This is a genomic window from Mycetocola sp. Y442, from assembly GCF_056898615.1.
Window position 1 is genome coordinate 515,077 of sequence record NZ_JBXHBV010000002.1, and the last position, 24,961, is coordinate 540,037.

Genomic DNA, 24,961 nt, shown 5'->3' on the forward strand with positions numbered 1-24,961 from the left:
TCGGTTGCCTCGCAGGAATTGGCCTCTACGTCTGGGGAGGCCAAGCGTTCGACGAGGGTGGCGGGCTTACGATAGACAACTCGCTAGGTATTTTCACCAGCCTGCTGTACTTGGCTGGGGTCGTCCTACTGGCTTGGAACCTACTCCCACTTCTCCGGAATCCTAACTGATGCCGGACAACTTGCTCATCGTCGCAGTCGGCATCGTTTTCGTCTTTCTTGCAATTATCGTGTGCGTTCAGATGACCCCCCTGCAACGACTCTCGGTTGCTTCGTTCCTTGCGGTGCCGCAGTTTTTCTTCCCTGGTATCCCGATTTCCCTGGCCGATGCCTGGATCGTTCTCATGTTTGGAACGGCGTGCGCTGACAGCAGGGTTCGGCTGCGTCAGAAGAAATTCTTGTATCCGGTGTTTGTGCTGGCGGGGATCTACGTAATCGCGCAGCTCTGGTCAGAAGAGCCGTTCTCGCAGACAAGTACGTTGGTGGTCTTCCGCCTACTGTGCTTCGCTCTCCTGGCCGTCTACGCGCTTTCTGTCGCCGAAGAAGGCACCAGCGCTCTGCTGAAATGCTTTCGGTGGGCGGTGCCGTGGGTTCTCCTGCAGGCTGCTCTCGTGATCGCTTTCAAGCTCAGCCCCGCGCTGGAAATGCGATTCTTGACGTCAGGGTTCGCGGATGTTCTCGTCGGGCCTTCCGCCGCCGGGCTCTTCACCGGCTTCGCCAATAACGTTCTTGACCCGGCGAAGGCCGGAGGGCTTTTCGTCAATGGGAACGTTGCCTCGATGTTCTTGGGTGTCACGTTCTTCCTGCTGTTGGCGGCCATTCGGGCGAGCGCGTCGCGTTGGTACTACCTGTTTGCCCTTATTGTTTGGGCCGCAGTATGGGCCACAGGCTCCAAGACGGGCGTTGCACTTGCGATGGTACTTCCCGTGGCGGCTTTCCTGATTCCGCGCCTCGCTCGGGGAAAGTCCCGACTTCTTCTCTTATCCGTCGCGCTCGTGATGGGCCCTGTTGCGGTGGCCCTCCCCGCCCTCATCGAGACAGTCGCGCCGCAATACGCAGATAATTCCGCGGTGTCGCTCGGTTCCCGCGGTGTTCTTTGGGAGGCCGCCGCGTTTTTGTTCTCACGGGACCCTTGGCTTGGTCTGGGCTTCGACGGATGGAGCGCAAACATCGGCGCCGTGGTGGGATACAGCAACCTCCCCCCGCACAACATGGTCATTGCTGCGTGGGCAAACGCAGGGATACTCGCCGCTGGCGCCATTATCGCTTTCATTATGGTCGTGGGAATGTCGTTCCTGACACGAATATTCAACGAGGGAACCCTGCGAACTCGTCAGACCCTCACATGCGCTCTGCTTGCACTCGCGTGGGTATTCATTCACGGGATGGGCGATAACACGACCTTCTACGGAGAGTTCCGGTCGGCGTCGTTCGTTGCGCTGGCGTTAGGGTTCTATCTGGCTGCAGCCGCCGGAACTCAAGAAGAGATTCCGACCCCGGTACCGGCTAAAGAACCGTTGCGACAACTTCATCCACCCACGCCGAGCCATCTAGATCCACGTTCACGAACGTGAGGCGCAGAAAGCTGCCCCTACCGGCACCATGTACTGCGCCTGATAAGGGGTCCACTCTTGTATTGCATTGCAACGCCTGACGCGCACCCCGATGGTGTCGTTTTGTGGTGAGTCCCGGCGGCCCGGTAGCCTTCACCGCATGAAGGTTCTTGTAGCGACTCGCGCCATCCCTATGCATCCCACGTCGGGCGGGATGGAGCGAGCCGCGTGGGATCTCGCCGTCTCCATGGCTCGAACAGACGATGTCACGGTCCTCACTACAACTGTGCCAGGGGAAGACTCATCATTCAGCCACGAGGGCGTGCGCGTGCGAACCGTCGCCGGGACTCGGCCCGGACGCTACTCCCTGCGATGGTGGCGCTCCACAGCGCGAATGCCCGTAACCGAGTTCGACGCCGTTCTATCGGTGAGCGCCGGGGCCACCGCAATGATTTGGCTGCGCCGAGGTCCGATGTACGTGTTCCAGGCGCACGGAACGGCAAGCAAAGAGTTCGTGACCGTGCTGAAATCGCGGCCGCGCCTGTGGCCGCTCAAGGCGCTGCGATTCGCGTACTGGACCGTCCTCGACAAGGGTACATATCGACGCGCAGACGCAGTGGTTCCCATCGGCCCGGCCGTCACAGAGACGCTGCGCGGTCGGCTCTATGAAGGCTCATTCAGGCGCAATCAGCTGCACCAGATCGCTAACGGCATCAACGTGAAACGGCTCGCACCGATGGGCGACCAGCAGTCCGCCGCACGCTCGCGTTTCGGATACACCGGGGCCGGAATTCTCGCCGTCGCCGTTGCTCGCCTCGCCGCCCAGAAGGGCATTGACATCGCTATCGACGCGGTGGCACTTACCGACGCGAGCCTGTTGGTCGTAGGGGTGGGTGATGCCGAATCTGCTCTGCGACGCCATGCGGAGAAAGCCGGAGTCGCGGATCGCGTTCAGTTCGTGGGCGAACTAGACCGGGACGGAGTGCGTGATGCGCTGCACGCCGCAGACGTGTTCCTGTTTACGCCTCGAAACTTGGGACGCGAGGGCCTGCCTCTCTCGGTCCTCGAATCTCTCGCCGCGAGGCTCCCGGTAATTGCCCCAGACGGCCCTCTATGGCCAGAGAACATCCGCTCTCAGCTCACCATCGTTGATTCTAGAAATGCGAGAGAGATAGCCGACGCAATTGCTCGCGCTCACCAACTACCCCTCCCACATCTCGCTGACGAATACTCCATCGATGCTGTTGCTCAGCAATACCGTGACTTGATGGGGGATATCAGCAAGGCCCGACTCTGACCAACGCCGGGACCGGTAACCGAAGCGTTGTAGAGACTCTTCCACTCGCTCCCGTTCGAGAAGACAGGTCCGGCGCCCACGACAGCCCTGCGTTCGTGGTGAACGCCCGCGTCGGCGGGTGAAGGTTTCAGCCGCGACACACCGGCCTCGGTCGTCAGAGTCGGGCTGCGAACCACCTCATTGCCGCGACCGCAAGCCTGTTCACACAGTACCCGCGGATCGCGTCGGGGTCATTCGCCCGATCAAGCGGGCGCTCAGGCTGAGTCTGCAGGCGACAACCGACACATGCCTCCAACCCGAGAGTTCCCCACCACCCGCAGCGTGCCGAAATTCGTCAATGGAGAGCGTCGGGGTGGAACAGAACATCGAAACCATACAGAGGTTCGCCGGAAACGTTACCGACACACGGGGGCAATAGGTTTCGGGAGTGCCCACCTCCGGAGACACATTCCTTCGCAGAAACAGGACGCATGTCAGTCGACCCTCGTTCCACTCAGCCCCCTCGTGCCCACAGCGCGCGACCATCTCGCTCAGGCCCCGCTCTTCGTCGAGCCGCCGCCGCCGTTGCCGCTGGCGCGCTCGTCGCCGGCGTTCTCCTCCCAGTGTCGAGCGCCACCGCTGTCACCAGCACGACGGCCGCCAACGGAGCGGTCTGGCAGATCCACGACGCCGCACCTCCCGGCCTCGACACCGGAAGCATCCGCACGGTCAGCCAGTCGCGCGCCGACGGCTTCGGCAATATCTTCGTGCAGGTCACCGGCGCCGAAGACCCGCGCTTCAACGGAGAGATGATGCGAGGCTTCGGTCTCACCGCGACGCCCGACGCGACGGAGTACGCCACTACGCAGGCGGTCGAACTCGGCGGCATCGAGATCACGCGCGACATCGCGATCGGCAGCACCGACGGCACCGCCCGCTTCTTCGACACGTTCACCAACACAACGGATGCCGCCGTCACGGTCGACGTCTCGTTCGGTGGTTCGCTCGGATACGGAACCACCACCAACCAGGGTCTCGTCCGCGCCACTTCCGATGGTGACACCGCAATCACCCCGGCGGATGCGTGGGCCCTCGTCGCCACCACCCAGGCCACCCAGCGGCCGGTCGGTGTCGTGCTCGGCAGCCCGGCTCCCTTCGCCGGCGCGATGTCGAAGACCGGAAACCAGCAGCGCAGCCCGTTCGTCAACCCGATGGCGACGACCGGAAACGAGGCGAACTTCTACGGTTTCATCAACACCGTCACCGTGAAGCCCGGTGAGACCCGGTCGTTGGCCCGCTTCGCCCACGTTGGTGCTGCCGGACCCGATGCCGCGGCATCCCAGGCTCAGGCCGCAACCCTGCTCAACACGCTCGCCGTCACGCCCAACTTCGCCGGACTCACGATCGACGAGCTGTGCACCGTGAGCAACTGGGACCTCAGCACACTCTCGGGCTTCGACGCCACCGCGTGCGCGCCAACGACCCGGCTGACCATTCCGGCCTCTCCGGACGCCGTTGACCCGGTCACCACCTCCCGCTATGACGTCGTCAACAAGACGATCGTCGAGATGCAGGCTGACATGACCGCCGGGCGGACGACCTCGGCCGCCATTGTTCAGGCGTACCTCGACCGGATCAACGTCTACGACGGCGGACAGTTCGGATTCAATGCCTACCTTCACGTGGCATCCGACGCCCTCGACCAGGCGAAGGCAGCTGACGCCGCTCGCGCCGCCGGGGCGACGGGCGACCTGCTGGGCGTGCCGATCGCACTGAAAGACCTCTTCGACACCAAAGACCAACCGACTACCGGCGGAACTCGTGCGCTCGAGGGCTGGCAGCCCGACAGCGACGCCTTCCAGGTAGAGAAGTTGCGCGCCGCCGGGGCTGTGCTCATCGGCAAGACTAATCTGTCGGAGTTCGCTAACTCGGGCAGCAACAGCGAGTCTGGTTGGGGCCAGGTCTGGAACGGGCTCCATGGCTCGAAGACCTCGTATGGCTCGAGTGGTGGATCAGCCGTCGCGGTCGCCACGAGCATGGCAGCCGGTGCGATGGGCACGCAGACCGGAGTGTCGCTGTATGCACCGACCACCGGTGCGAGCCTCACGACGTTCCGCGGAACCGACGGAATGGCATCCACCCGGGGTGTCATGCCGCTGACCTGGGGCCAGGACTACGCAGGCCCCATCGCTCGCACGGTCAGTGACCTCGCGGTGCTCCTCAACGCGACGACCGGCACCGACCCGCTCGACATGCTCACGGCCGAGGCCGATGCCCACAAGCCGGCCGACTGGAAGACCTCGCTGGACGCGTCGTCACTGCAGGGCAAGCGGATCGGGTACCTGCCGTCATCGTTCGTCTCCACATTCGCCGACGACGGCACCGGCGAAGCCGCTCTCGCGCACCTCGCCGATCTTCGTGCGGCTGGCGCGACCGTGGTCGAGATGACCGCTGCACCCAGCGGTGGTCGTAACCCGGCGCAGAATGTATCGCAGGAAGGGTGGGCCCGTTACATCGACGAGCAGACCGGATTCCCGTACGCCGACGGAAACGCGCTGCTCGCCTCACCCAAGGTGCTGCCGTACAACCAGCGCGCCACCCCGTCGACGGCCCCGCGAATGACGCAGCAGAACATTGACGAGTACATCGCCTACCGCACCAACTACAAGGTGACGATTGATGCGTGGATGGCGGCGGCTGGCGTCGACGCGGTGGTTTACCCCGGATTCATCAGCGACATGTTCAACAACGACGCGTCGAGCTCTCAGCTGAGCTCGGACCGTGCAACGGGAGTGCTGACCTCAACGGTCGGCCTGCCCACGGTCGTCGTTCCGGTCGGCGTGAACCCGCACGGGTACTCGATGTCGATGCAGTTGGTCGGCCCGTCGTGGAGCGATGCGTCAGTGCTCGGCATGGGCTTTGCGCTCGAGCAGCAGACGAAGGCTCAGGTGCTTTCGACCCTCGCTCCGGCGCTGGCCGTCGACCCGAGTGCGCCGGCCCTGCCGGGTGAACCGACCCTCCCCGGCGCCCCCGTTGAGCCCGGCACCCCGGTCGACCCGGGTACTCCGGTTGAGCCCGGAACCCCGGCCGACCCGGGTACTCCTGCTGTTCCCGCGCCGGTAGAGTCCGCGGCGCCAGTTGCGGACAGCCCGTCAGGGAACGTCAGCGCGAAACCGCGGGGTTCCCTCTCGGAGACCGGTGGTGAGTTGAGTCCCTGGCTCGCGCTCGCCGGTGCGCTGATGCTCGGGGGAGCGTCACTGACGTTCGTCCGGCGGCGACGTCGGACTGCTACCGAATAGGTCGCAGCTCGCAGAAGACGGCGAGACGGGACGGGTTCGTTGCGACCCGCCCCGTCTTCCGTTTGTTTGGCCTGCGTTGGCGGATTAGCCGCTGGCGCTTGATGCGCCCGAGATCGTCACGTCAGCTCTGGACCGGGACGGCTCGATCAACGCAGCGTTCGACCCGTCGACCGTCCTCGCCCAGGCTTCTGCAGCCTCGGGGGAGCGACCATGGCGTTCGTGCCGGTCGATCAGCCGCCGCAGTCGTTCCTGTTCGGGTGTCTCGCAGAACCACGCTTCGGCAAGAAGGCCGCGAATGTCTGCCCAGGGCGCCTGATCGATCAACAGGTAGTTGCCCTCGGCGACCACGATGCGAGCCGACGGAGGAATCGCGATCTCACCGGCGATGCCCTCGTCGACATTCCTGTCGAAGCTCGGCGCGTACACGGTGTGGTCGGTCTCGTCGAGAAGCCTGCGCAGCAGGGCGACGAACCCCCAGCCGTCGAACGTGTCGATGGCGCCCTTCCTGTCGCGGAGGCCAAGACGATCGAGCGTCGAGTTCGCCAGGTGGTACCCGTCCATCGGCAGGTATACGGCAACAGGCTCGTGCTCGCCGCCCGGGTCGAGCAGCCCATTGATCCGGGCCACGAGCTCGCGTGCGATGGTGGTCTTGCCCGCGCCCGGGCTGCCCGTGATCCCGAGGATCACACGCTGGTCCTGCTGCATCAGCGCGATCGCGCGTCGGGCAAGCTCATCGCCTGCTGTCATCACGGGGCCCACGGCATCCACTCTATGTGTCGATGTGGTTCGCGTCGCTGGGGTGCTGCGGAGTCGAGCGAGGATCTAATGAACGGATGCTCCGGCATCCGTTGGCCGCGACTCACGGGGGAGCGGGATGCCGGTTCCGGCGGTGCGCTGCCGTCTCGCGGTGACCCGGTGGATGCCGAGCAGCAGCAGCGCCCCGAGGGCGGCGCCCACAACCGTGCCCGCTGTGTTGGCGAGCACGTCGTTCAGCATGGCGAACCGCGCGCTCAGGAACAGGTGCTGGCCGAGTTCGATCACACAGGAAAGAGCGGCCCCGATCACGAGCGTGAGCCACCAGCGCTTCGCCCCGAGAACCAGGACCAGCAGAAAACCGACGGGCACGAACAATGCGACGTTCCCCATCGACTCGATGAAGGGGTAGGTCACCACCTCGGCACCGTGCGACTGCGACCAGTCGACCGCCCGATGAATCGGCTTCTCGACCGGCCGGTCGACGGGCGTCGGCCAGAACGCAATGAGCGCCAACGCTGTGGCGTAGAGAGCGGATGCCGCGAGAGCGAGGCTGCGAAGTCGGGGTGGGGTGCGCATTTGATCTCCTGTCGAGTCGGGGAGATCGGCAATGACCGTGCTCGAAAGTGTAACCCCGCCACCTGAGCGCGTATAGAGGGCGGGGCGCCCGCGGGCAGTGACCGACCGTTTGCCAAAATTGGCTCGCTACTCGGGTATCTGACTCCGAGTGGGCCCCCTTTTTGGTAAATCGAGCCGCCCGCTCATCGAGAATGGCTGTCGGAGAGAACTCGCCGGGGGAATGTTGGCGCACCGGCTGGCCGCGGCGCAACCCCTGCTTCGACGACGAGGCCGACGCGTATGGTGGGCAGACCAGCGACGACGCTGCCCGACTCGAAAGGACACACCATGTCGAACACCGAACCAATGAGCTTCGAGCCGAACCCCGAGCCGACCGTGATGAACCCGACCGACGTCGACTATGTCGGCGAGGAAGAGCCCGAGGTCGACGAGCGCGAGGTCGACTCACGCGACGCCGACGTCATCGAGTAGGACTCGTCGTAGCCGTTGCGGCCCCCAGCGCTCAGGCGCCGGGGGCCGCTCCTTTTGTGGAGGATCGACAGCCCTTGCCGTGAACCGTGCGGGAACTGTCTAGTCTGGCTGGGTGAATCTTCTCTGGCGCACCATCCTGCACTTCTGGCTGTCGAAGCGCGCGCACCGGCGCGACACCGACGGCCTCCACCCCTACGACGTGTTCTCCACCTCGTATCGGGTGCTCCCGACGGACATCGACATCCTCGGCCACCTCAACAATGGGCGCTACCTCTCGATCGCCGACCTCGGCCGGTTCGACATGCTCGTCCGCAGCGGCCTGTGGGCTGAAATGCAACGGCTGGGCTGGTACCCGGTGGTGCAGAGCCTCACCATCAGCTACCGGAAGTCACTCCTGCCGTGGAAGAAGTTCGACGTCGAGACACGGTTCATCGGCTTCGACGAGCGCGCGGTCTACGTGGAACAGCGCTTCGTCTATGAGGGCGAGATCTACGCCCGCCTCCACATGAAGGGTCGCTTCCTCAAGCGTGCCGGCGGCCATGTCTCGGTGGAGGAGATCCGCCAGCTCGCCGGTGACCCCCAGAACGACTCCGAAATCGAGGGCTGGATTCACTCCTGGGCCTCCGATGTGGCATTGCCATCCGTGAAAAGCCCCGCACCCAGCATCTGGGACAACAGCGACCGTCCCGTGCACCGGCGCTGATCCCCAACGCACCCGGCGCGACCAGCGCTGTGTCGTGCGTCGCGGCATCCGGTGGATGAGGTGAGGGCCGCCGTACTTGCCCGGGCAGTGGGCAAGCGCGGCGACCCTGTGTGCTGGCACCCCCGCACCAGCACTGGCGGCTCGGACGCCGACTCCCTGTGAGCAGGGCCCCCGTCGGTATCCGAGCGCGCCGCTTAGGCGAACGTATGAACGTCCGAGTACAGTGGCGATTCGCCGACGGCGCGAACCTCCCAGGTTGTCACCGGGGGCCGTGAAACGACCGCCGAGTGTGAAGCGAGCAGGGCGACGCGGCGGCGAAGATCGCCGACCACAGAGTCGCTCACGACATCGCGAACGAGGGTCGGTTCGCTCTCAAAGAGCATCCCGGCGCTGGGCACCAACAGGAGTTCGACCCGCCCGGCTGAGCCGTCGCGGCGGGAGATGGGTACCTCGACCACGTCGGACATGTTCGTCTCGACGAGGGCATGAGCGTAAGCGATGAGCGCGCGAGCGATGGCATCACCGGTGACGAACGTTGCGCCCGCGTAGTGAATTCTTTTCATGGTCGATGTCCTCCCAGATCAGCCCATCGGTGTGGGCATCATCCCGGGGTCCGGGGGACAATCAACGCATCGGGTGCGCTCTCGCTCACCGTACGCTGCAAACCGGCATAACGGAAGAGCCAGCCGGAAATAGGAACTCTGCGGGAGGTCAGATGACGAGAGTGCGGTCCACAACCTGCTGAGCGACCGACGAAAGAAGCATGCCCTTGCTTCTCGCATAGGACCTCAGCTTCAGGAAGGCCTCGTCGGTTGACGAGTCGTTAAGGAAAGCCAGCACGCCCTTCGCCTGCTCGATCAGCACACGAGAATTCAACGCGGCCTGCAACTGTGACCTCACCGCGTCGCTCTCGCTCAGCATCCGTTCGTGAAGGATGCCGATGGTCGCGACATCCGCCAGCGCCTGCGCGGCGCGAACTTCTCGTTCGTCGAGGGCGCCCTCGTCGCTACGCAGCAGGTTGAGCGCGCCGATACGGTTCTCCCGGAGGCGCATCGGCAGGGCGACGACGCCCTTGAAGCCCTGTTCGGCGGCGCTGTCGATGAACCGCCGCCACTTCTCCGGTCCCTCGCTGATCTTGGTGAGCGACATCACTTCGCCCGTCCTGAACGCGTCAATGCACGGGCCTGCGTTGGCCGAGAGCTGCATCAGTTCAACGATGCTCGTCGCTTCACTCGTTGATGCAACGAGTTCAAGGTTCTCGGCGGTATCCCCGAGCAGGATGCCTGCGGCCGTGACGTCGAAGGAGGTCTGGCAGCTCTCCACGAGCGTTTGCATCAGCCCGATGGCGTCGTAGTCGCTGACGAGTGTGTCTGCGAGGCTCGCGAAAGCTTCAACGAACTCGTCCCCGCGTAGTGTCTTAGTCATGAGGTCTCCCCGGGCTGTGTTGATGTGGAAAGGTCCAGCGTGCGGGCGAGGATGTCTTCGGCAACCTCCTGGACCGGGCGTCCCGCGGCGAAGGCGTGAGCCTGGATAACCAGTCGGGCGTCATCGGGAGAGAGGTTGAGTTGGGCGAGCACCATTCCAGTGGCCTGGTGGAGAGTGCGCCGAAAGAAGGGGTTGTGCGGCTCCTGCGTGTCTGGCTGGTCGAACTTGTCCAGGGCCTGGCGGAGGACGAGGCGGCTCACCACGGCGGCAAGGGCCACCGATCGACGCGCATCGGCGGCGCTGAGTGCTCCCGGTGAGGCGCGGTAAAGGTCGATCGCTCCGAGGCGCAGCGATCCGACGAGCATCGGAAAGGCGAAAATCGCCCCGACATCTTCCCGGCGGAGTGCCTCTGAAAACGCCGGCCAGGACCTCACAGGGTTATTGCGCACGTCGGGCTCCAGCACCGGGCGTGCCGATGAGAGTGCATCCCAGCACGGACCTTCGCCGAGATCGAACTGCAGTTCGTCGAGCCTCGCGGCGTGGTGGCTGGTCGCCGAGACGGTCTCGGTGCCGAGCAACGAGCCGAGCGTGGAGACCGCAGCGCTCTCGACGGGCAGGCTGTCGACAAACGGCTGCGCCAGGTCGGCGTTGTGGCCGTTGTCGCGGGTGAGCGATTCCATCGCAAGGGCGAAGACGTCACGCATGACAAACACCGCCGCTGGGGTACTCACGCCATGTGGCGGGGGCGTCCGATCGAATTCTCATAGTCGAACCACGTTACCCGTCTTCCGGTCGGTTGAGTAGTGCGCACTCCGAGGGCAGCGGCATCCGTCAGCGTCTTTCAGCGGCGACGATCCTGCCGCGCCGTCAAGCCCTTTCGAGAGACCGCGCCGCACCGTAGGGTTGGGAAACCAACCGAGAGGAGACAACCATGTCTGACAACACTGGTGACCTGGGGCCTGACTCGACAATCCCGGACCACAAGACCGGCCTCGCAGCTGGATACACCGGCGAACCATCGAGCTTCGAGCCCGAAGAAGACCCGGAACACCACTCCGACGACGCCGACACGGATGCCGACCCTGACGCTGGCGCAGATCCTGCGGCTGGCATCCAGACCGGTGACAAGCGGATCGAGAGCTGAGTCATGACGTACACCTTCTCCGGCTGGCTTGCCAAGCAGAGCGACCGCGATGACGTGGTCGGCGAACTCGCCCGCAGCGTACAGAACGACGGGCTCTTTCCCAAGCACGGTGACAAGGCCATCTTCGACGGGTATTTCAGCGCCGACAACACGGTGGCCGAAACACGTCAGGCGTTCGAACGCGCCTGGGACGAGTTCGAAGGGCTCCCCGGGTAGATGCGCGTCGTCGTTGTAGGGGCTACGGGCAATATCGGCAGCGCCGTTCTGACCCGTTTGCGTGAAGAACCGTCCGTCACCGAGATCGTCGGGGTCGCACGGCGCTCGCCGACGGCATCCGTCGCCCCCTACAGCGGGGTCTACTGGCACCAGCTCGATATCGGTGAGTCGACGGCGCCTGCACAGCTTGCCGGGATCTTTGCCGGTGCGGATGCCGTGATCCACCTGGCCTGGGCGCTCCAGCCGAATCACGACGAAGAGCTGCTCTGGCGCACGAACGTGACCGGCACGAAGAACGTGCTCGCGGCCGCCGCCGCGGCACGGGTCGGGCAGGTTGCGTACCCGTCGTCTGTTGCCGCGTACAGCCCCGGCCCCAAGACGCGTCGCGTGGATGAGAGCTGGCCGACCGGGGGAGTGCCGTCGTCGCACTACTCGCGCCACAAGGCGATCAACGAGCGCGCGCTCGACCGGTTCGAGGAAGAGAACCCGGCCATCGTGGTGACGCGGCTGCGACCGGGATTCGTGTTCAGCCGTGACGCGGCCACCGAGATCGCCGGCCTGTTCGTCGGCAAAGTGGTTCCGCTCGGCTGGCTCAAGTTCGTGCCTGTGCCGTTCGTGCCGCTGCCGCCGCAATTCGTTGCGCAGATCGTGCACTCGAGCGACGTCGCCGACGCGTTCTGGCGTGCCATCGACCGCCGGGCGGCCGGCGCCTTCAACCTGGCTGCCGAGCCGGTGATCAACGGTGAGGTCGTCGCATCCGTTCTCGACGCCAAGTGGGTGCGGATCCGGCTGCGTGTCGCCCGGGCTGTTGCCTCGCTGACCTGGAAGTTGCGGCTGCAAAACTCTGACCCGGGCTGGATCGACCTGGGCGCTCTCGTGCCCGTGATGTCGACCGAGCGGGCACGGCGCGAGCTGGACTGGCAGCCCACCGTGTCGTCGACGGAGGCGCTCGCCGAGATCCTCGAGGGTGTTGCCGAACACTCACGGGTGGAGGCATCACCGCAGCTGCGCGGCGTGTAAACCCGGCCTGCGCTGGATGTGGGCCCGCGCCGGATGTGACCTGGCCGCTGCTAACCGACGAGGTTGGCGGCGGCCTCATCCATGTGCTCGATGATTGTGGTGCGCGCCGTCGCGGCGTCGCCGGTCTCGATGGCGTCGACGATGTCGCTGTGCCGGTCGACCTGCATGTTCGAGATCGCGCGGTCGGCCCCGGCGAACATGATCGACATCCGGACGGTGCCCTCGAGCGCCTGCCACGACCGCATCAGCGTCTCGTTGTCGGTGAGTCGGCACAGTGTGCGGTGGAAGTTGAGGTCGGACTCGATCCGGTCTTCGAGGCCGTCTTTGGCCGCTCGCGCCATGCCCTCGATGGCGTCGCGGAGTTCGGCAATGACGGCGGAGCGATCGGGCAGTCCGCTCAGGGTTCTGGCCGCGAGGGACTCAAGCACCGCACGCACGGCGAAGACGTCGCGGATCTCCTTGTCGCTCAGGCTGCGCACGCTGAGCCGCCCCCTGGCGCCGGCGGAGACGAGGCCTTCCTGCTGCAGTTCGCGCAGGGCCTCGCGCAGTGTGCCCCGGCTGATCTTCAGCGTCTCAGACAGTTCGGTCTCGACCAGGTGTGTTCCGGGTGGCAGTTCGCCGGTGGAGATGGCGCGCCGCAGGGCATCGAGCGCCTGCTGCCTGAGGCTCGTGCGCTCAAGCCCGAGGAGGGATGCCGGTGCCACCATGAGGTGTTCCTTTGGTCAGTTGTCGACATTAAGAAGTTGACATTGATGCTAGCAAAGCGTGTGGCGCTCAAGCGGTGTAAAACCGTTCGAGCGCCACACGTCCCCCTTTGGCCGCATTCAATCGAGTTCGGAGAGGACTGTTGCGACGATTTTGTCGACCGACAGTCCGTAACGGTCGTGCAGTGTGGGCAGCGCGCCAGCGGCGAGGAACTCGTCGGGAAGCCCGATCGGCACCACCCGCTTGCCGAGTCCCGCCCGCACCGTTGCGCTCGCGACGGTCTCGAACAGCCCGCCAATCACCGAGTGGTTCTCGAGCGTCACGGCCAGGCGGTTGGTGTTGATCGCCCTGAGCACCGTCTCGCTGTCGAACGGCTTGATCGTCGGGGTGTGCACGACCGCAACGTCCACTTTGTGTTTCGCGAGAGCATCCGCCGCCTGAAGCGCACGCATCGTCATCAGCCCGCTGGAGATGAAGACGACGTCGGTGCCGCCACGCAGTTCCTTGGCCTTGCCGAGTTCGAACGTGTAGTCGTACTCGTCGAGCACCGTCGGCACCTTGCCGCGCAACAGGCGCAGGTAGGTGGGGCCGTCACTCGCCGCGAGCTGCGGCACCGCCTGCTCGATGTCGACCGAGTCGCACGGGTCGACGATGGTGAGATTCGGCATGCCGCGGAAGATCGCCATGTCCTCGGTGGCCTGGTGGCTCGGCCCGTAGCCGGTGGTGAGGCCGGGCAAACCGCCGACCACGTTGACATTGAGGTTCGGCTCGGCGATGTCGAGGCAGAGGAAGTCGTACGCCCGCCTCGCGGCGAACACCGAGTAGGTGGAGGCGAACGGCACGAGTCCGGTCTCGGCGAACCCCGCGGCGGCGCCGAACAGCAACTGCTCGGCCATGCCCATCTGGAAGAACCGCTCCGGGAACGCCTGGGCGAAGATGTGCATGTCGGTGTACTTGCCGAGGTCGGCGGTGAGGCCGACGATCCTGTCGTTCTCCTCGGCCGCCTTCACCAGCGCGTGCCCGAACGGGGTCGGTGCTGTCTTCTGGCCGGGGTCGGCGAACGAAGCGATCATCGCCGAGGTCTTGAGTTTCGGCGTTGAGGTTGTCGTGCTCATGAGCGAGCCGTCCCTTCGTGTGCTGCGGCTTCGAAGCCCGCTGTCAGCTGGTCGCGGCAGATCTGCCACTCGCTCTCGTCGATGCGCATGAAGTGCGCCTTCTCCCGGTTCTCGAGCAGCGGCACTCCACGGCCGACGAGCGTGTCGCAGAGGATCATCGACGGGCGACCGGTGGCGGATGCCTGCTCGCTCGCGTTCGAGAACGCCCGGACGAGCTGCTCAGGGTTATTGCCGTCCACCCGCTGCGTGAACCAGCCGAACGCTTCCCACTTCTCGGTGAGCGGTTCCGTGCGGAGTACGGTGTCGGTCTTGCCGTCGGCCTGAAGCGCGTTGACGTCGACCATGGCGGTGAGGTTGCCGAGCTGGTGGTGGGACGCGGCCATCGCGGCTTCCCAGGTGGAGCCCTCATCGACCTCACCGTCGGAGAGGAAGTTGAACACCCGGGCGTCGGAACCCTGGAAGCGGAGGCCGAGCGCGATGCCGACGGCGACGCCGAGTCCGTGGCCGAGTGACCCGCCCGAGATCTCCATCCCTGGCGTGTAAGTGGCCATGCCCGACATCGGCAGTCGCGAGTCGTCGGACCCGTAGGTCTCGAGCTCCTCGACCGGGATGATGCCCGCTTCGGCCAGCGCCGCGTAGTGGCCGATGGCGTAGTGCCCGGTCGACAGCAGGAACCGGTCCCTTCCCTCCCACTCGGGCTCGTCCGGCCGGAACCGCAACTGGTCGGCGTAGACCGCGGCCATGATGTCGGCGGAGCCGAGCGCCTGGCCGACGTACCCCTGGCCCTGCACCTCTCCCATGTTCAGTGCGTAGTGGCGCATCCGGTATGCGGCTGTGGCGACCCGGTCGACGCGATCCTCGAGCGAGGTGGTGGCGGCCGATGGCTGCTCGTGTGTGAGCTGGCTCATGTCAGGACACTCCTTCGTGGCTGGTGGGGGTGACGCGTGTGGCATCCGTTTTCTCCGACGAATCCGCCCGGCGAGCGGCGTGCGAGTGCCGTGCGGCGCTCGACCCCTCGGTGGACACTGCCCGGTGCGCGACGTCGGCGGTCGTGGCCTCGTCGGCCAGTCGGCGTTCGCGCTTGCCCCAGGTCTCCCGGGTGGCGAGTGCGGCCCAGAGGCCGATCGCCGCGTAGAAGCTGAACAGCAGTGCCGGTCCGACCCAGCCCATCCCGATGAAAAGGAGGGTGGTGACGAACGGGGTGAAGCCCGCGACCATGGCCGAGATCTGGTAGGCGAGCGATGCGCCCGACGACCGCGTGTTCGCGTTGAACAGCTCGGGGAACCAGGCGCCCTGTGCGCCGGCGAGCGAGTTCTGGCAGATCGCGTACGAGATCACCATCGTGGCGATGATGAGCGGGAAGAGGCCGGTGTTGACCATCAGGAACATCGGGATGCCGTAGAGCAGGGCGAACAGGCACGACCAGATGTAGACCGGCCGGCGGCCGACGCGGTCGGTGAGCCTGCCCCAGGCCATGGTGGCGAAGATGCCGATTCCGGATGCCACGACGAGGCCGATGAGAGTCTCCGACTTGTCTGCGAGCTCTGTGGTGTGCAGGTAGGAGATCATGTACGTGATCGACACCGCGTAGCCCGCGGTCTCGGCGATCCGCAGGCCGATGCCGCGGACGATGTTGCGCCAGTCGGTCTTGATGACCTCGATGATCGGGTTCTTGACGATCTGGCCGTGTTCCTTGACGTCTTCGAAGACGGGGGACTCGGGGACCTTCGCCCTAATGATGAGTCCGACGGCGACCAGCACAATGCTCGCGAGGAACGGGACCCGCCAGGCCCAGTCGCCACCGAGCGATCCGCTGGCGAGGAAGACGAGGTTGGCGAGCAGGAGTCCGACCGGGAAACCGGCCTGGACGATGCTCGTGTACTTGCCCTTCTGCTTCCACGGCGCGTGCTCGTAGCTCATCAGGATCGCGCCGCCCCACTCGGCACCGAACGCGAGGCCCTGGATGATGCGCACGAGCACCAGCAGGATCGGGGCGATGATGCCCGCCGTCTGGTAGGTCGGCAGGAGCCCGATCGCGAACGTCGCGAGGCCCATCAGGATGAGGGATGCCACAAGCACCGGCTTGCGGCCCAGCTTGTCGCCGAGGTGACCGCCGATGATGCCGCCGATCGGGCGGGCCGCGAAGCCGACACCCAGCGTGGCGAACGCCGCGAGGGTGCCGGTGACCGGGTCCCCGCCGGGGAAGAAGGCGGTGCCGAAGTAGAGGGCAGCCGCCGTGCCGAAGCCGATGAAGTCGTAGGTCTCGATGACTGCGCCCACCCCGGAGCCGATGGCCACTTTTCGGGCATCTTTCGTTCCCGAGACTGGTCCGCGCATTGTCAGAGCGTCGTTGCTCATTGAAATACCTTTCAATCGCTGTGACTGTCGACCACCGACAGCATCACGTTCAGGACAGTCTGAGCTTCTTGATCGAGCTTGTCAACAGGCAACATAAAACTGCTAGCCGTTGACTGTTGACAGTGAAATCCGTAGTCTCGATTTACCGCGGTTGTCACGCACCGCAGACACTCAGAGGATCACAATGACGTTTCACCCTCGCCTCGGCTGCTCGACGATCAGCTTCCGGCACCAGCACCTGGCCGACGCCCTCAGCACCATTCGTGCGGCAGGTTTCGAGGAGATCGACCTCGGCGCGTTGCCCGGCGTCTGCGACCACGTCCCCTTTGTTCTCGATGCGGATGCCGTCGGCGCGGTCGCCGAGACGGTCCTCGCGTCAGGGCTGCGCGTGCGTTCGGTCAACGGCGACATCGGCGATCTGAACCGGGTGCTCTCAGCCGATGAGCGGTCGACTCGGCTGGAGCACCTCGAGATGTTGCTCACGCTGACCCGGGCCATCGGTGCCCGGGCGCTCGTGCTGCCGTGCGGTGCGCTCGACCACGAACCTCTCCGCAGCCTCGACGAGGACCTCGACGCGGTCGCCGCCGAGTTGATCGCCGCATCGGAGCGGGCCAGTGCCGTCGGGGTTGAGCTCTGGACCGAGTCGCTCCACTACTTCCGCCTGTGCTGGAACATCGACCGCGCGGCCCAGCTCACCGACCGGCTCGCGGGTACCGACGTGGGCATCGTCATGGATTTCAGCCACATCACGGCATCCGGCGGCTCGCCGATCGACTTCGTCGACCGTTTCGGGCCGGCCATCAGGCACGTCCACCTGCGTGACGCCGTGCCGGGCAACATCCGTCTCAGCATCGGCAACGGTGTCGCGGACTTCGCGGGTGGGCTGCGGGCGCTCGCCGAGTCGGGTTATCGCGGCCACTTCTCACTCGAGTTAGAGACCGGGGACGTGACGGATGCCGAGCGGCCGGCGGCGGCCGTCGCGGCGGCATCCGTTATCTCGCCCCTTCTCGCTGGCGCCGATCCAGCCCTTCACTCTCTACTTTCCTGACTGCCCAACCGATCTCAAGGAGACATCATGACCGACACCATCCAGCGCACCGCGGTTCTCACGGGTGCTACCTCCGAACGCGGAATCGGTGTGACCACCGCCAGGCGTTATGCCCGCGAGGGGTGGGCGATCGTCATTCTCGATCTCGACGGGGAGAAGTCTGCGGCGGTCGCGGCGGAGATCGGCGCGGAGTTCGGGGTGCCGGCGTTCGGGCATCAGGTCGATGTGGCTGACGAGGCGTCGGTGCTCGCGGCGCAGGAAGCCGTGGCCGGGGAGGTGTCGGCCGGGCGGCTGCCCGCGGTCGGAGCGCTCGCGAACATCGCGGGCATCACGTCGCCGGTGCCGTTCCTGGAGACCACGCTCGAGCTGTGGAACAAGGTGATGGCGGTCAACGCGACGGGCACCTATCTCGTGACGAAGGCGTTCCTGCCGGCGATGATCGAGAACCAGTGGGGGCGCATCGTCAACATGTCGTCGGTGTCGGCGCAGCGTGGTGGCGGCGTGTTCGGCAAGGTGCCGTACTCGGCGGCGAAGGCGGCGATCCTCGGGTTCACGAAGGCGCTCGCGCGGGAGGTCGGCGACAACGGGGTGACCGTGAACGCTGTGACGCCCGGTGCGGTTGACACGAACATCCGCGTGGGCAGCACGCCGGAGCAGGAGGAGGCGATTGCGGCGGGGATTCCGCTCGGGCGTACGGCGACTGCCGAGGAGGTGGCGGCCGTGATCACGTTCCTGTCGTCGCAGGACGCGGGGTACGTCACCGGGACGACGGTCGACATCAACGGGGGGAGCCACATCCACTAGGGGGCGCGGGTCCTCCCCGTCGCGCCATCTACTCGAGCGCTGCACTTCCATGCTCGGGCTGCAGATACTTCTGCAGCGTGGACATGGATGTGCCGCGCTCGGAGCGCACGCGTGGTGGGTGCGGGCCGCGCGCACCCACATTAACTGTCACTTTGTCTGCGGGTGCCGCCCGCCGGCATCCGTTCGGGTGACAGTTGTGGTGGGTGCCGGAATTCGAGTGACACCTGTGGTGGGTGCGGGCCGCGCGCACCCACGTTAACTGTCGCTTTGTGTGCGGATGCCGCCCGCCGGCATCCGTTCGGGTGACGGTTGTGGTGGGTGTGCGGTGACGGCACCCACCGAAAGTGTCACTTGATCGAAAGTGTTGCCAGGACTCGCGACCGCCCCGACCGCCCGCCGACTCGCCCCCCCCGCTCTGACCTGCCCCATGGTTCGAGTGACACCTGCGGTGGGTGCGGGGCGCGCACACCCACGTTAACTGTCACTTTGTCTGCGGATGCCGGTCGGCGGCTTCGGTTCAAGTGACACCTGTGGTGGGTGTGGGCCACGCGCACCCACGTTAACTGTCACTTTGTCTGCGGGTGCCGCCCGCCGGCATCCGTTCGGGTGACGGTTGTGGTGGGTGTGCGGTGCGAGAACCCGCCGAAAGTGTCGCTCGAGTCGAAAGTGTCAGCAGGGCACGCGACCGCTCGACACCCCGCCGACTCGACCCCCCGCTATGGCCCGTCCCGCGGTTCGAGTGACACTTGTGGTGGGTGTGGGGCGCGCGCAACCACGTTAACTGTCACTTTGTCTGCGGATGCCGCCCGCCGGCATCCGTTCGGGTGACGGTTGTGGTGGGTGTGCGGCGTGAAAACCCGCCGAAAGTGTCACTTAAGCCGAAGAGTCAGCGGGGTCGCCGCCCAGCCCGGCGGCCCGCCGATCCGACACCCGCTATGACCCGTCCCGCGGCTCGAGTGATACCTGTGGTGGATGTGGCACGCGCGCACCCACATTAACTGTCACCTTGCCTGCGTTTGCCCGACCGGCGGCATCCATTCAGGTGACAGTTGTGGTGGTGGCGGAATTCGAGTGACACCTGCGGTGTGTGCGGGGCGCGCACACCCACGCTAACTGTCACTTTGAACGCGGATGCCGTCGGCGGCGTCCCATGGGGAGCCCCGGCCGGCTGCGACGAACGGTCACCCCCGGTTCGTGGCCCGTTCACGCGGAGTTTGCCCGCGCCCGCTTGGGTGGGAGCGTCCGCCACTCGACGGACGCGAGACTCTCACAGGGGAACAACCAACAATGCATGCACCTGACACCGTGCGCCGGCGCCGAATCGTGACGTCCGTGGCATCCGCGATGCTGATCGCGGGGATCAGCATCGCCTCTCCGCTCGCCGCCTTCGCGGCGCCCGACGACAATGGCGGCGCAGCGCGCAACGACTCGGACCAGACCGAGGCGCTCCGCAAATCGATCCTCGACAGCGATGCGAAGAACGTCATCCTGCTCATCGGCGATGGGATGGGCGACAGCGAGATCACCGTCGCGCGCAACTATGCCGAGGGGGCCGGGGGTGAGTTCGCCGGAATCGACGCGCTTCCGCTGACCGGCCAGTACACGACCTACGCGCTGAACAAGGACGGCACCCCCAACTACGCGTCCGAGTCGGCGTCGACGGCATCCGGCTGGTCGACGGGCACCAAGACCTACAACGGGGCGCTCTCGGTCGACATCGCGGGCGAGGCCCAGTCGACGCTGCTCGAACTCGCCAAGGCGAACGGCCTGAAGACGGGCAACGTGTCGACGGCGGAGATTCAGGATGCCACGCCTGGCGCGGAGATCGCGCATGTGTCCGCGCGGTCCTGCTACGGGCCGACGGCCACCACGAAGACCTGCCCCGAGGCGGCGCTGGAGAACGGCGGGCTCGGCTCGATCTCGGAGCAGCTGCTCAATGTGCGCCCCGACGTGACGCTCGGTGGTGGCTCCAAGACCTTCACCGAAACGGCGGTTGCCGGGCCGTGGCAGGGAAAGACGCTGTTCGAGCAGGCCGAGGACCGCGGCTACCAGCTCGTGAACGACGCCGCTTCGCTCGCCGCGGTGTCGGCGGCCGACGCGACGGCACCGGTGCTCGGCCTCTTCACCGAGGGCAACTTCCCGACGCGCTGGATCGGTCCGGAAGCCACGGTGGGCGGCGGAGACCTGCCCGCCGTCAGCTGCACCGAGAACCCGGCGCGGCTCGACACCGGACTCTCCCTCGGATCGTTGACCAGCAAGGCCATCGACCTGCTGGCATCCGACGACCAGGGCTTCTTCCTCCAGGTCGAGGGCGCGAGCATCGACAAGCGTGACCACGCAGCGGATGCCTGCGGCCAGATCGGTGAGACCGTCGACCTGGATGAGGCGGTACAGGAAGCGCTCGAGTTCGCGAAGGCCGACGGAGACACCCTCGTCGTCGTGACTGCTGACCACGCGCACACAAGCCAGATCGTCGGATCGACGCCTCCCGGCCTCAGCGCGCACCTGATCACCGAGGAGGGCCAGCCGATGATCGTTGGCTACGGCACGGCTGAGGCCGGCGGGTCGCAGCAGCACACGGGTTCGCAGGTGCGCATCGCCGGGTACGGACCGGGCGCGGCCAATGTCGTTGGGCTCACCGACCAGACCGACCTGTTCTTCACCTCGGCGAACTCGCTGTCGTTGAACCGCGACCTGGCCTCACTGAGTGCGGATGCGACGCTGTCGCTGTCCGCGTCGGCCGTGAAGCCCGGTGAGGAGTTCACGGCCACGGTCACGGGTCTTGACGCCGACTGGCAGGTGGGTGGCGTGCTCGAATCCGACCCGGTCGACCTCGGCCAGGTCGACGTTCTGCGGGGTGACGCATCGTTCACGGTGACGGCGCCCGCCGAGTTGGGGGAGCACACAGTGACCCTCACCGGGGTGCAGACGGGGACGGTGCTGACGGCATCCGTCGTTGTCACTGCAGACCCGGCGTCGGTGCCTGTGCCTGTGCCGTCGGCGTCGGCTGATCCTGCGGCGGGGGCTGGTTCGGCTGCCGGGGGTGGTTCGGGCCTGGGTGGTTCGGGCGTGCTCGGCTCGACGGGTGCGGTGGTCGGTCCGCTGGCGGCGCTCGCCGCGCTGCTGATGGCGGCCGGTACGGTGCTGGCGCTGCGCTACCGGCGGAGGCACGGGCTGCTCGCGTAGTTCTGCGCTTGCAGTTGCAGTTGCAGGGGCCGGCGGTCACTTCGGTGGCTGTCGGCCCCTTTTTGTCGTTCTCCCTATTCGAGCGCTGCACGTCCATGTTCGCGCTGCAGATACTTCTGCAGCGCGAACAAGGATCTGCCGCGCTCGGCGGGCAACCTGCGCTGGGCGCTCACCCGCGCTGGGCGCTCGCCCGCGCTCGGCACCCACGCTCAGCGCACGCCCGCGCGACCGCCGGCATCCGTTGTGCGGGGATGCGGTCACGACATCGACTCGGGCGCTGCACTTCCATGTTGGGGCTGCAGATACTTCTGCAGCGCGAACAAGGATCTGCCGCGCTGGGCGCTCACCCGCGCTGGGCGCTCACCCGCGCTGGGCTCACCCGCGCTGGGCGCTCACCCGCGCTGGGCACCCACGCTCAGTGCGCACCCGCGCGACCGCCGGCATCCGTTTTGCGGGGATGCGAGCACGTCGTCGGCTCGAGCGCTGCACTTCCATGTTGGGGCTGCAGATACTTCTGCAGCGCGAACAAGGATCTGCCGCGCTCGGCGCGCCGTTCAGAGCGAGCCCTGGATCTCGTTGCCGGCCGGGAGCGGCTCGAGGCGGGTGACCTCGACGGGGCGCGCGAGCTTGCCCTCGAGCGACGCGTTGAGTGCGGCGACGGCTTCGCCCGCGCCATGGGCGTCGAGAAGCTCGGCGGATTCCCACTTCTCGATCATCATGATCGTGTTCTCGGGCGTCCGGTGGATCGCGTACAGAATGCACCCGGGTTCCTCGTGCACGGCAGCGATGGCCGGGAGGAGCGCCTCGTGGACAGCATCGAACTGGCCGTCGACGGGAACGAAATGGGCGGTGACAACAATCGGCTGGGTCATGTTGCCCGATGTTACCGGTCGTGGCTGGTCGACTGGGTTCCACGCCTGGGAGGGCGTGCTCGGTCAAGGGGCGTCGGCCGCGATTCAGGCGACAGTTATTGTGCGTGTGCGCCGGTGGCACCCACAAGAAGTGTCACTTGAACGTCAGGGCGTGGTGTCGGGGTCCGGCACTGGCGTGGGAGGTGAGGCGTGGGGCGTCGATGTCAGGTTCAGGTGACAGTTACTGTGCGTGCGCGCCGGTGGCACCCGCAACAAGTGTCACTTGAACGTCAGGGCGTGGGGCACCGGGGTGAGTGGTGTGGGAAGTGGGGTCAGGGGCGTGCGGCGCTGCACCAGGGGCGCTACCCAACGGGGTGCGGGCCGCCCACCAGCACATAGCCGGCCGCATCGAGGGCCGCACCGACGGCATCCGGGTCGAGGTCCGTCGCGCTGGTCACCGTGACGCGCGAGATCCCGCCGCTGTTGAGGTCGACGTCGACTGAGTCGACGCCCGTGATCCGTTCCAGCCCGTTCATGACCGTGGCGATGCAGCGGCCGCGGGTCATGCCGCCGACGTCGAGCACTGACCTGACGCGGGGGCGAGATCCTGACACCCTCGGCGCGCCGATTACGGAGTCGGAGCGAACGGTCGGCGCGGGCGCCGCGGACTGGCAGGCGCACCCACCGGCGCTTCCGCAACCGCCGGAGCTGGCGGCGTTAGTGCTGCTGCCTCCGCCGCAGATGCCGCCGCAACCGCCGTCCCCGCATGCACCCGAGGCGCAGCCACCAGCACCGCCGCCATCGCCGCACGCACCCGAATCGCAGCCACCAGCACCGCACCCACCCGCGCCGTCACCGCCACCGCAGCATCCGTCGTCGGATGGAGCGCCGCTGCGCTTCTCGGTCAACCCGAGGTCGTGAAGGGGCCCTGTGGCCATGGGATGCTCCTGTGTCGGGACGTGAAGTTCGGTGGCGGGTGAGGAGCGCGCGAACCTGCCGGTCCGCGCGTGCCCTGGGCGGGAGTGGGTAGCTTAGTCCGCGGCGAGCGGCGCGCTCACCAGCGCGTAGCCGGCCTCTTCGATGGCCGCGGCGACGTGGGCCTTGTCGAGCGGAGCCTCGCTCATCACGACGACGGACGAAACGCCCTCCGGGTTGAGCGTGATGTCGACACCGTTCACGCCATAAATCTCAGCAAGCTCCTCCGTGACGCTCTTCACGCAGTGCTCGCAGGTCATGCCCGACACGGAGAGTTCGGTGACGACACTGCCCGCCGGTACGGATGCCGTGCCCCGGCTGACATTGACGCCGTGACCAGCACCGCGGCCGGCTCCTGCGCCGTGGCCTCCGCACATGCATCCGCCGCCGCCGTGGCCGCATCCGCAACCGCCGCCCGTGCCGCCGCTCCCGTGAACGTCGGTCAGGCCGAGGTCACGAATGGGGCGCGAGTCGCCGCGCGCGGTCAGGCCGAGGTCGGTGTGGTCGGTCATGAAGTCTCCTTGGGGATGGAAAAAGTGGTGGTCAGGATCGAACGAGGCGGGCAATCGCGGCCGACGCCTCGCGGATCTTCTCTTCGGCGACAAGGCCACCCTCGCGGGTCGCCTCCGCGACGCAGTGGTTGAGGTGATCGTCGAGCAACTGGAGCGCAACGGTCTCGAGCGCCTTCGTCGCGGCGGACACCTGCGTGAGGATATCGATGCAATAGACATCGTCTTCGACCATACGCTGGATGCCGCGAACCTGGCCCTCCGCCCGGCGAAGCCGCTTCACGAGATCGGCCTTGTTGTCGACATACCCATGCATGATGACCTCCGTTTGCTCCCTCCAATATACCCGGCAGGGGTATTGAGGACAATCGAACGGATGCTGCTCGCGGAGGACTAAGCCTCTTGTCTTAATACCCCTAGGGGGTATATCTTGCCCGGTATGAAACACCATGAAACTCCGGATGCCGGTGCGTCGCGGTCGGATCGCCAATTACCGGTTTCCCGCAGCGAGGAGTCGCCACACGAGGCGGGTACCGCGAGCCAGGTGGCGGGGCACGCCGGGACAGAGAACGCTGTCACCGGGCACGCTGAGACTCGGCGCGCCGGGACCGGGCACGCCGCGGTGGGGCACGGCGATGCGGGGCAGGGTGAAGAGCGGCGCGCAGGTGAGGCTTGGACGAGTCGCGCGCGCCACCCGGGGATAAATGATGCTGACCACGCCACTCACCCCGGGATGGATCACGACGCCATGAGTCACGGTGTCGGGCAGGGTGTTGCCGGCGAGCAGGGCGGCCACACGGGTGGCGGGCACGCGAACCACGGTGGCGGGCACGAGAACCACACGGGGATGAGCGATGCTGACCACGCCACTCACCCCGGGATGGATCACGACGCCATGAGTCACGGTGTCGGGCAGGGTGTTGCCGGCGAGCAGGGTAGCCACACGGGTGCCGGGCACGCGAACCACGGTGG

The 24,961-nt window shown here is 66.2% G+C and carries 25 protein-coding genes; 11 read left to right on the forward strand and 14 right to left on the reverse strand.

From position 1 onward, the window contains the following. Positions 1-169 precede the first annotated feature (169 nt). The 3 genes from AC1X6S_RS09025 (at position 170) to AC1X6S_RS09035 (ending at position 6,127) form a co-directional block, all read left to right on the forward strand. Positions 170-1,573 carry an O-antigen ligase family protein gene (locus AC1X6S_RS09025; RefSeq protein ID WP_483405416.1) on the forward strand — a complete coding sequence of 468 codons (1,404 nt, stop codon included), beginning with the start codon at positions 170-172 and terminating at the stop codon, positions 1,571-1,573. 172 nt (positions 1,574-1,745) lie between these two features. After that, positions 1,746-2,849, forward strand: coding sequence for a glycosyltransferase family 4 protein (locus tag AC1X6S_RS09030; protein WP_483405890.1), 1,104 nt, complete (start codon positions 1,746-1,748; stop codon positions 2,847-2,849). A gap of 470 nt (positions 2,850-3,319) precedes the next feature. Continuing rightward, the gene (locus AC1X6S_RS09035; protein WP_483405417.1) at positions 3,320-6,127 is read left to right on the forward strand and encodes an amidase; all 2,808 of its coding nucleotides are present in this window, start codon (positions 3,320-3,322) and stop codon (positions 6,125-6,127) included. An 84-nt stretch (positions 6,128-6,211) separates the two neighbouring features. Here AC1X6S_RS09035 and AC1X6S_RS09040 read toward each other — a convergent pair whose 3' ends face one another. Continuing rightward, a complete protein-coding gene (locus tag AC1X6S_RS09040; RefSeq protein ID WP_483405418.1) occupies positions 6,212-6,886 on the reverse strand; it encodes a nucleoside/nucleotide kinase family protein in 675 nt (224 codons plus the stop codon). 63 nt (positions 6,887-6,949) lie between these two features. Beyond that, positions 6,950-7,459 carry a VanZ family protein gene (locus AC1X6S_RS09045; RefSeq protein WP_483405419.1) on the reverse strand — a complete coding sequence of 170 codons (510 nt, stop codon included), beginning with the start codon at positions 7,457-7,459 and terminating at the stop codon, positions 6,950-6,952. A 327-nt stretch (positions 7,460-7,786) separates the two neighbouring features. Between AC1X6S_RS09045 and AC1X6S_RS09050 the strand changes: the two genes are divergently transcribed. Both AC1X6S_RS09050 and AC1X6S_RS09055 read left to right on the forward strand, forming a co-directional pair. After that, the gene (locus AC1X6S_RS09050) at positions 7,787-7,930 is read left to right on the forward strand and encodes a hypothetical protein (RefSeq protein ID WP_483405420.1); all 144 of its coding nucleotides are present in this window, start codon (positions 7,787-7,789) and stop codon (positions 7,928-7,930) included. A gap of 112 nt (positions 7,931-8,042) precedes the next feature. After that, complete coding sequence (locus AC1X6S_RS09055) at positions 8,043-8,633, forward strand: acyl-CoA thioesterase (RefSeq protein ID WP_483405421.1); 591 nt, start codon at positions 8,043-8,045, stop codon at positions 8,631-8,633. 194 nt (positions 8,634-8,827) lie between these two features. On the opposite strand, the gene AC1X6S_RS09060 is transcribed toward AC1X6S_RS09055, so the two are convergent. The 3 genes from AC1X6S_RS09060 to AC1X6S_RS09070 all read right to left on the reverse strand — a co-directional run bounded on the left by AC1X6S_RS09060 (position 8,828) and on the right by AC1X6S_RS09070 (position 10,789). Next, on the reverse strand, positions 8,828-9,196 hold the full coding sequence (locus AC1X6S_RS09060) for a hypothetical protein (RefSeq protein ID WP_483405422.1): 369 nt from the start codon (positions 9,194-9,196) through the stop codon (positions 8,828-8,830). A gap of 148 nt (positions 9,197-9,344) precedes the next feature. Next, positions 9,345-10,058, reverse strand: coding sequence for a GAF and ANTAR domain-containing protein (locus tag AC1X6S_RS09065; protein ID WP_483405423.1), 714 nt, complete (start codon positions 10,056-10,058; stop codon positions 9,345-9,347). Next, on the reverse strand, positions 10,055-10,789 hold the full coding sequence (locus tag AC1X6S_RS09070) for a GAF and ANTAR domain-containing protein (RefSeq protein ID WP_483405424.1): 735 nt from the start codon (positions 10,787-10,789) through the stop codon (positions 10,055-10,057). The genes AC1X6S_RS09065 and AC1X6S_RS09070 overlap by 4 nt, the downstream gene beginning before the upstream one ends. Positions 10,790-10,989: 200 nt before the next feature. On the opposite strand from AC1X6S_RS09070, the gene AC1X6S_RS09075 reads away from it, so the two are divergent. Genes AC1X6S_RS09075 through AC1X6S_RS09085 form a run of 3 tightly spaced genes read left to right on the forward strand, consistent with a single transcriptional unit; the run spans position 10,990 to position 12,438 of the window. Then, positions 10,990-11,202: a hypothetical protein gene (locus AC1X6S_RS09075; RefSeq protein WP_483405425.1), complete on the forward strand. Its 213-nt coding sequence runs from the start codon at positions 10,990-10,992 to the stop codon at positions 11,200-11,202. 3 nt (positions 11,203-11,205) lie between these two features. Next, positions 11,206-11,418, forward strand: coding sequence for a YozE family protein (locus AC1X6S_RS09080; protein ID WP_108390270.1), 213 nt, complete (start codon positions 11,206-11,208; stop codon positions 11,416-11,418). Continuing rightward, entirely contained in the window at positions 11,419-12,438 is a 1,020-nt protein-coding gene (locus AC1X6S_RS09085; protein WP_483405426.1) for an NAD-dependent epimerase/dehydratase family protein, read from the forward strand. It abuts the gene before it with no gap. 50 nt (positions 12,439-12,488) lie between these two features. Here the strand turns inward: AC1X6S_RS09085 and AC1X6S_RS09090 are convergent, their stop codons facing one another. The 4 genes from AC1X6S_RS09090 to AC1X6S_RS09105 form a co-directional block, all read right to left on the reverse strand. Next, on the reverse strand, positions 12,489-13,145 hold the full coding sequence (locus tag AC1X6S_RS09090; protein WP_483405427.1) for a GntR family transcriptional regulator: 657 nt from the start codon (positions 13,143-13,145) through the stop codon (positions 12,489-12,491). A 117-nt stretch (positions 13,146-13,262) separates the two neighbouring features. Continuing rightward, positions 13,263-14,258: a transketolase family protein gene (locus AC1X6S_RS09095; protein WP_483405428.1), complete on the reverse strand. Its 996-nt coding sequence runs from the start codon at positions 14,256-14,258 to the stop codon at positions 13,263-13,265. Then, entirely contained in the window at positions 14,255-15,166 is a 912-nt protein-coding gene (locus AC1X6S_RS09100) for a transketolase (protein WP_483405429.1), read from the reverse strand. The genes AC1X6S_RS09095 and AC1X6S_RS09100 overlap by 4 nt, the downstream gene beginning before the upstream one ends. Position 15,167: 1 nt before the next feature. Next, on the reverse strand, positions 15,168-16,616 hold the full coding sequence (locus tag AC1X6S_RS09105) for an MFS transporter (protein ID WP_483405430.1): 1,449 nt from the start codon (positions 16,614-16,616) through the stop codon (positions 15,168-15,170). A gap of 184 nt (positions 16,617-16,800) precedes the next feature. On the opposite strand from AC1X6S_RS09105, the gene AC1X6S_RS09110 reads away from it, so the two are divergent. The 3 genes from AC1X6S_RS09110 to phoA all read left to right on the forward strand — a co-directional run bounded on the left by AC1X6S_RS09110 (position 16,801) and on the right by phoA (position 21,654). Further along, on the forward strand, positions 16,801-17,664 hold the full coding sequence (locus AC1X6S_RS09110) for a sugar phosphate isomerase/epimerase family protein (RefSeq protein ID WP_483405431.1): 864 nt from the start codon (positions 16,801-16,803) through the stop codon (positions 17,662-17,664). A 27-nt stretch (positions 17,665-17,691) separates the two neighbouring features. Then, positions 17,692-18,468 (forward strand): SDR family NAD(P)-dependent oxidoreductase, encoded by a 777-nt coding sequence (locus AC1X6S_RS09115; protein ID WP_483405432.1) that lies wholly within the window; start codon positions 17,692-17,694, stop codon positions 18,466-18,468. Between the two features lie 1,287 nt (positions 18,469-19,755). Continuing rightward, positions 19,756-21,654, forward strand: a complete 1,899-nt coding sequence (gene phoA / locus AC1X6S_RS09120; RefSeq protein ID WP_483405433.1) for an alkaline phosphatase — start codon at positions 19,756-19,758, stop codon at positions 21,652-21,654. 554 nt (positions 21,655-22,208) lie between these two features. Here the strand turns inward: phoA and AC1X6S_RS09125 are convergent. From AC1X6S_RS09125 to AC1X6S_RS09145, 5 genes are all read right to left on the reverse strand, one after another. Next, positions 22,209-22,526, reverse strand: coding sequence for a putative quinol monooxygenase (locus AC1X6S_RS09125; RefSeq protein WP_483405434.1), 318 nt, complete (start codon positions 22,524-22,526; stop codon positions 22,209-22,211). Positions 22,527-22,867: 341 nt separating this feature from the next. Continuing rightward, positions 22,868-23,119 carry a heavy-metal-associated domain-containing protein gene (locus tag AC1X6S_RS09130; RefSeq protein ID WP_483405435.1) on the reverse strand — a complete coding sequence of 84 codons (252 nt, stop codon included), beginning with the start codon at positions 23,117-23,119 and terminating at the stop codon, positions 22,868-22,870. Positions 23,120-23,536: 417 nt separating this feature from the next. Next, positions 23,537-23,992 carry a heavy-metal-associated domain-containing protein gene (locus tag AC1X6S_RS09135; RefSeq protein ID WP_483405436.1) on the reverse strand — a complete coding sequence of 152 codons (456 nt, stop codon included), beginning with the start codon at positions 23,990-23,992 and terminating at the stop codon, positions 23,537-23,539. A gap of 31 nt (positions 23,993-24,023) precedes the next feature. Beyond that, the gene (locus AC1X6S_RS09140; protein ID WP_483405437.1) at positions 24,024-24,305 is read right to left on the reverse strand and encodes a metal-sensitive transcriptional regulator; all 282 of its coding nucleotides are present in this window, start codon (positions 24,303-24,305) and stop codon (positions 24,024-24,026) included. Positions 24,306-24,479: 174 nt separating this feature from the next. Continuing rightward, a complete protein-coding gene (locus tag AC1X6S_RS09145; protein WP_483405438.1) occupies positions 24,480-24,947 on the reverse strand; it encodes a hypothetical protein in 468 nt (155 codons plus the stop codon). Positions 24,948-24,961: the final 14 nt, after the last annotated feature.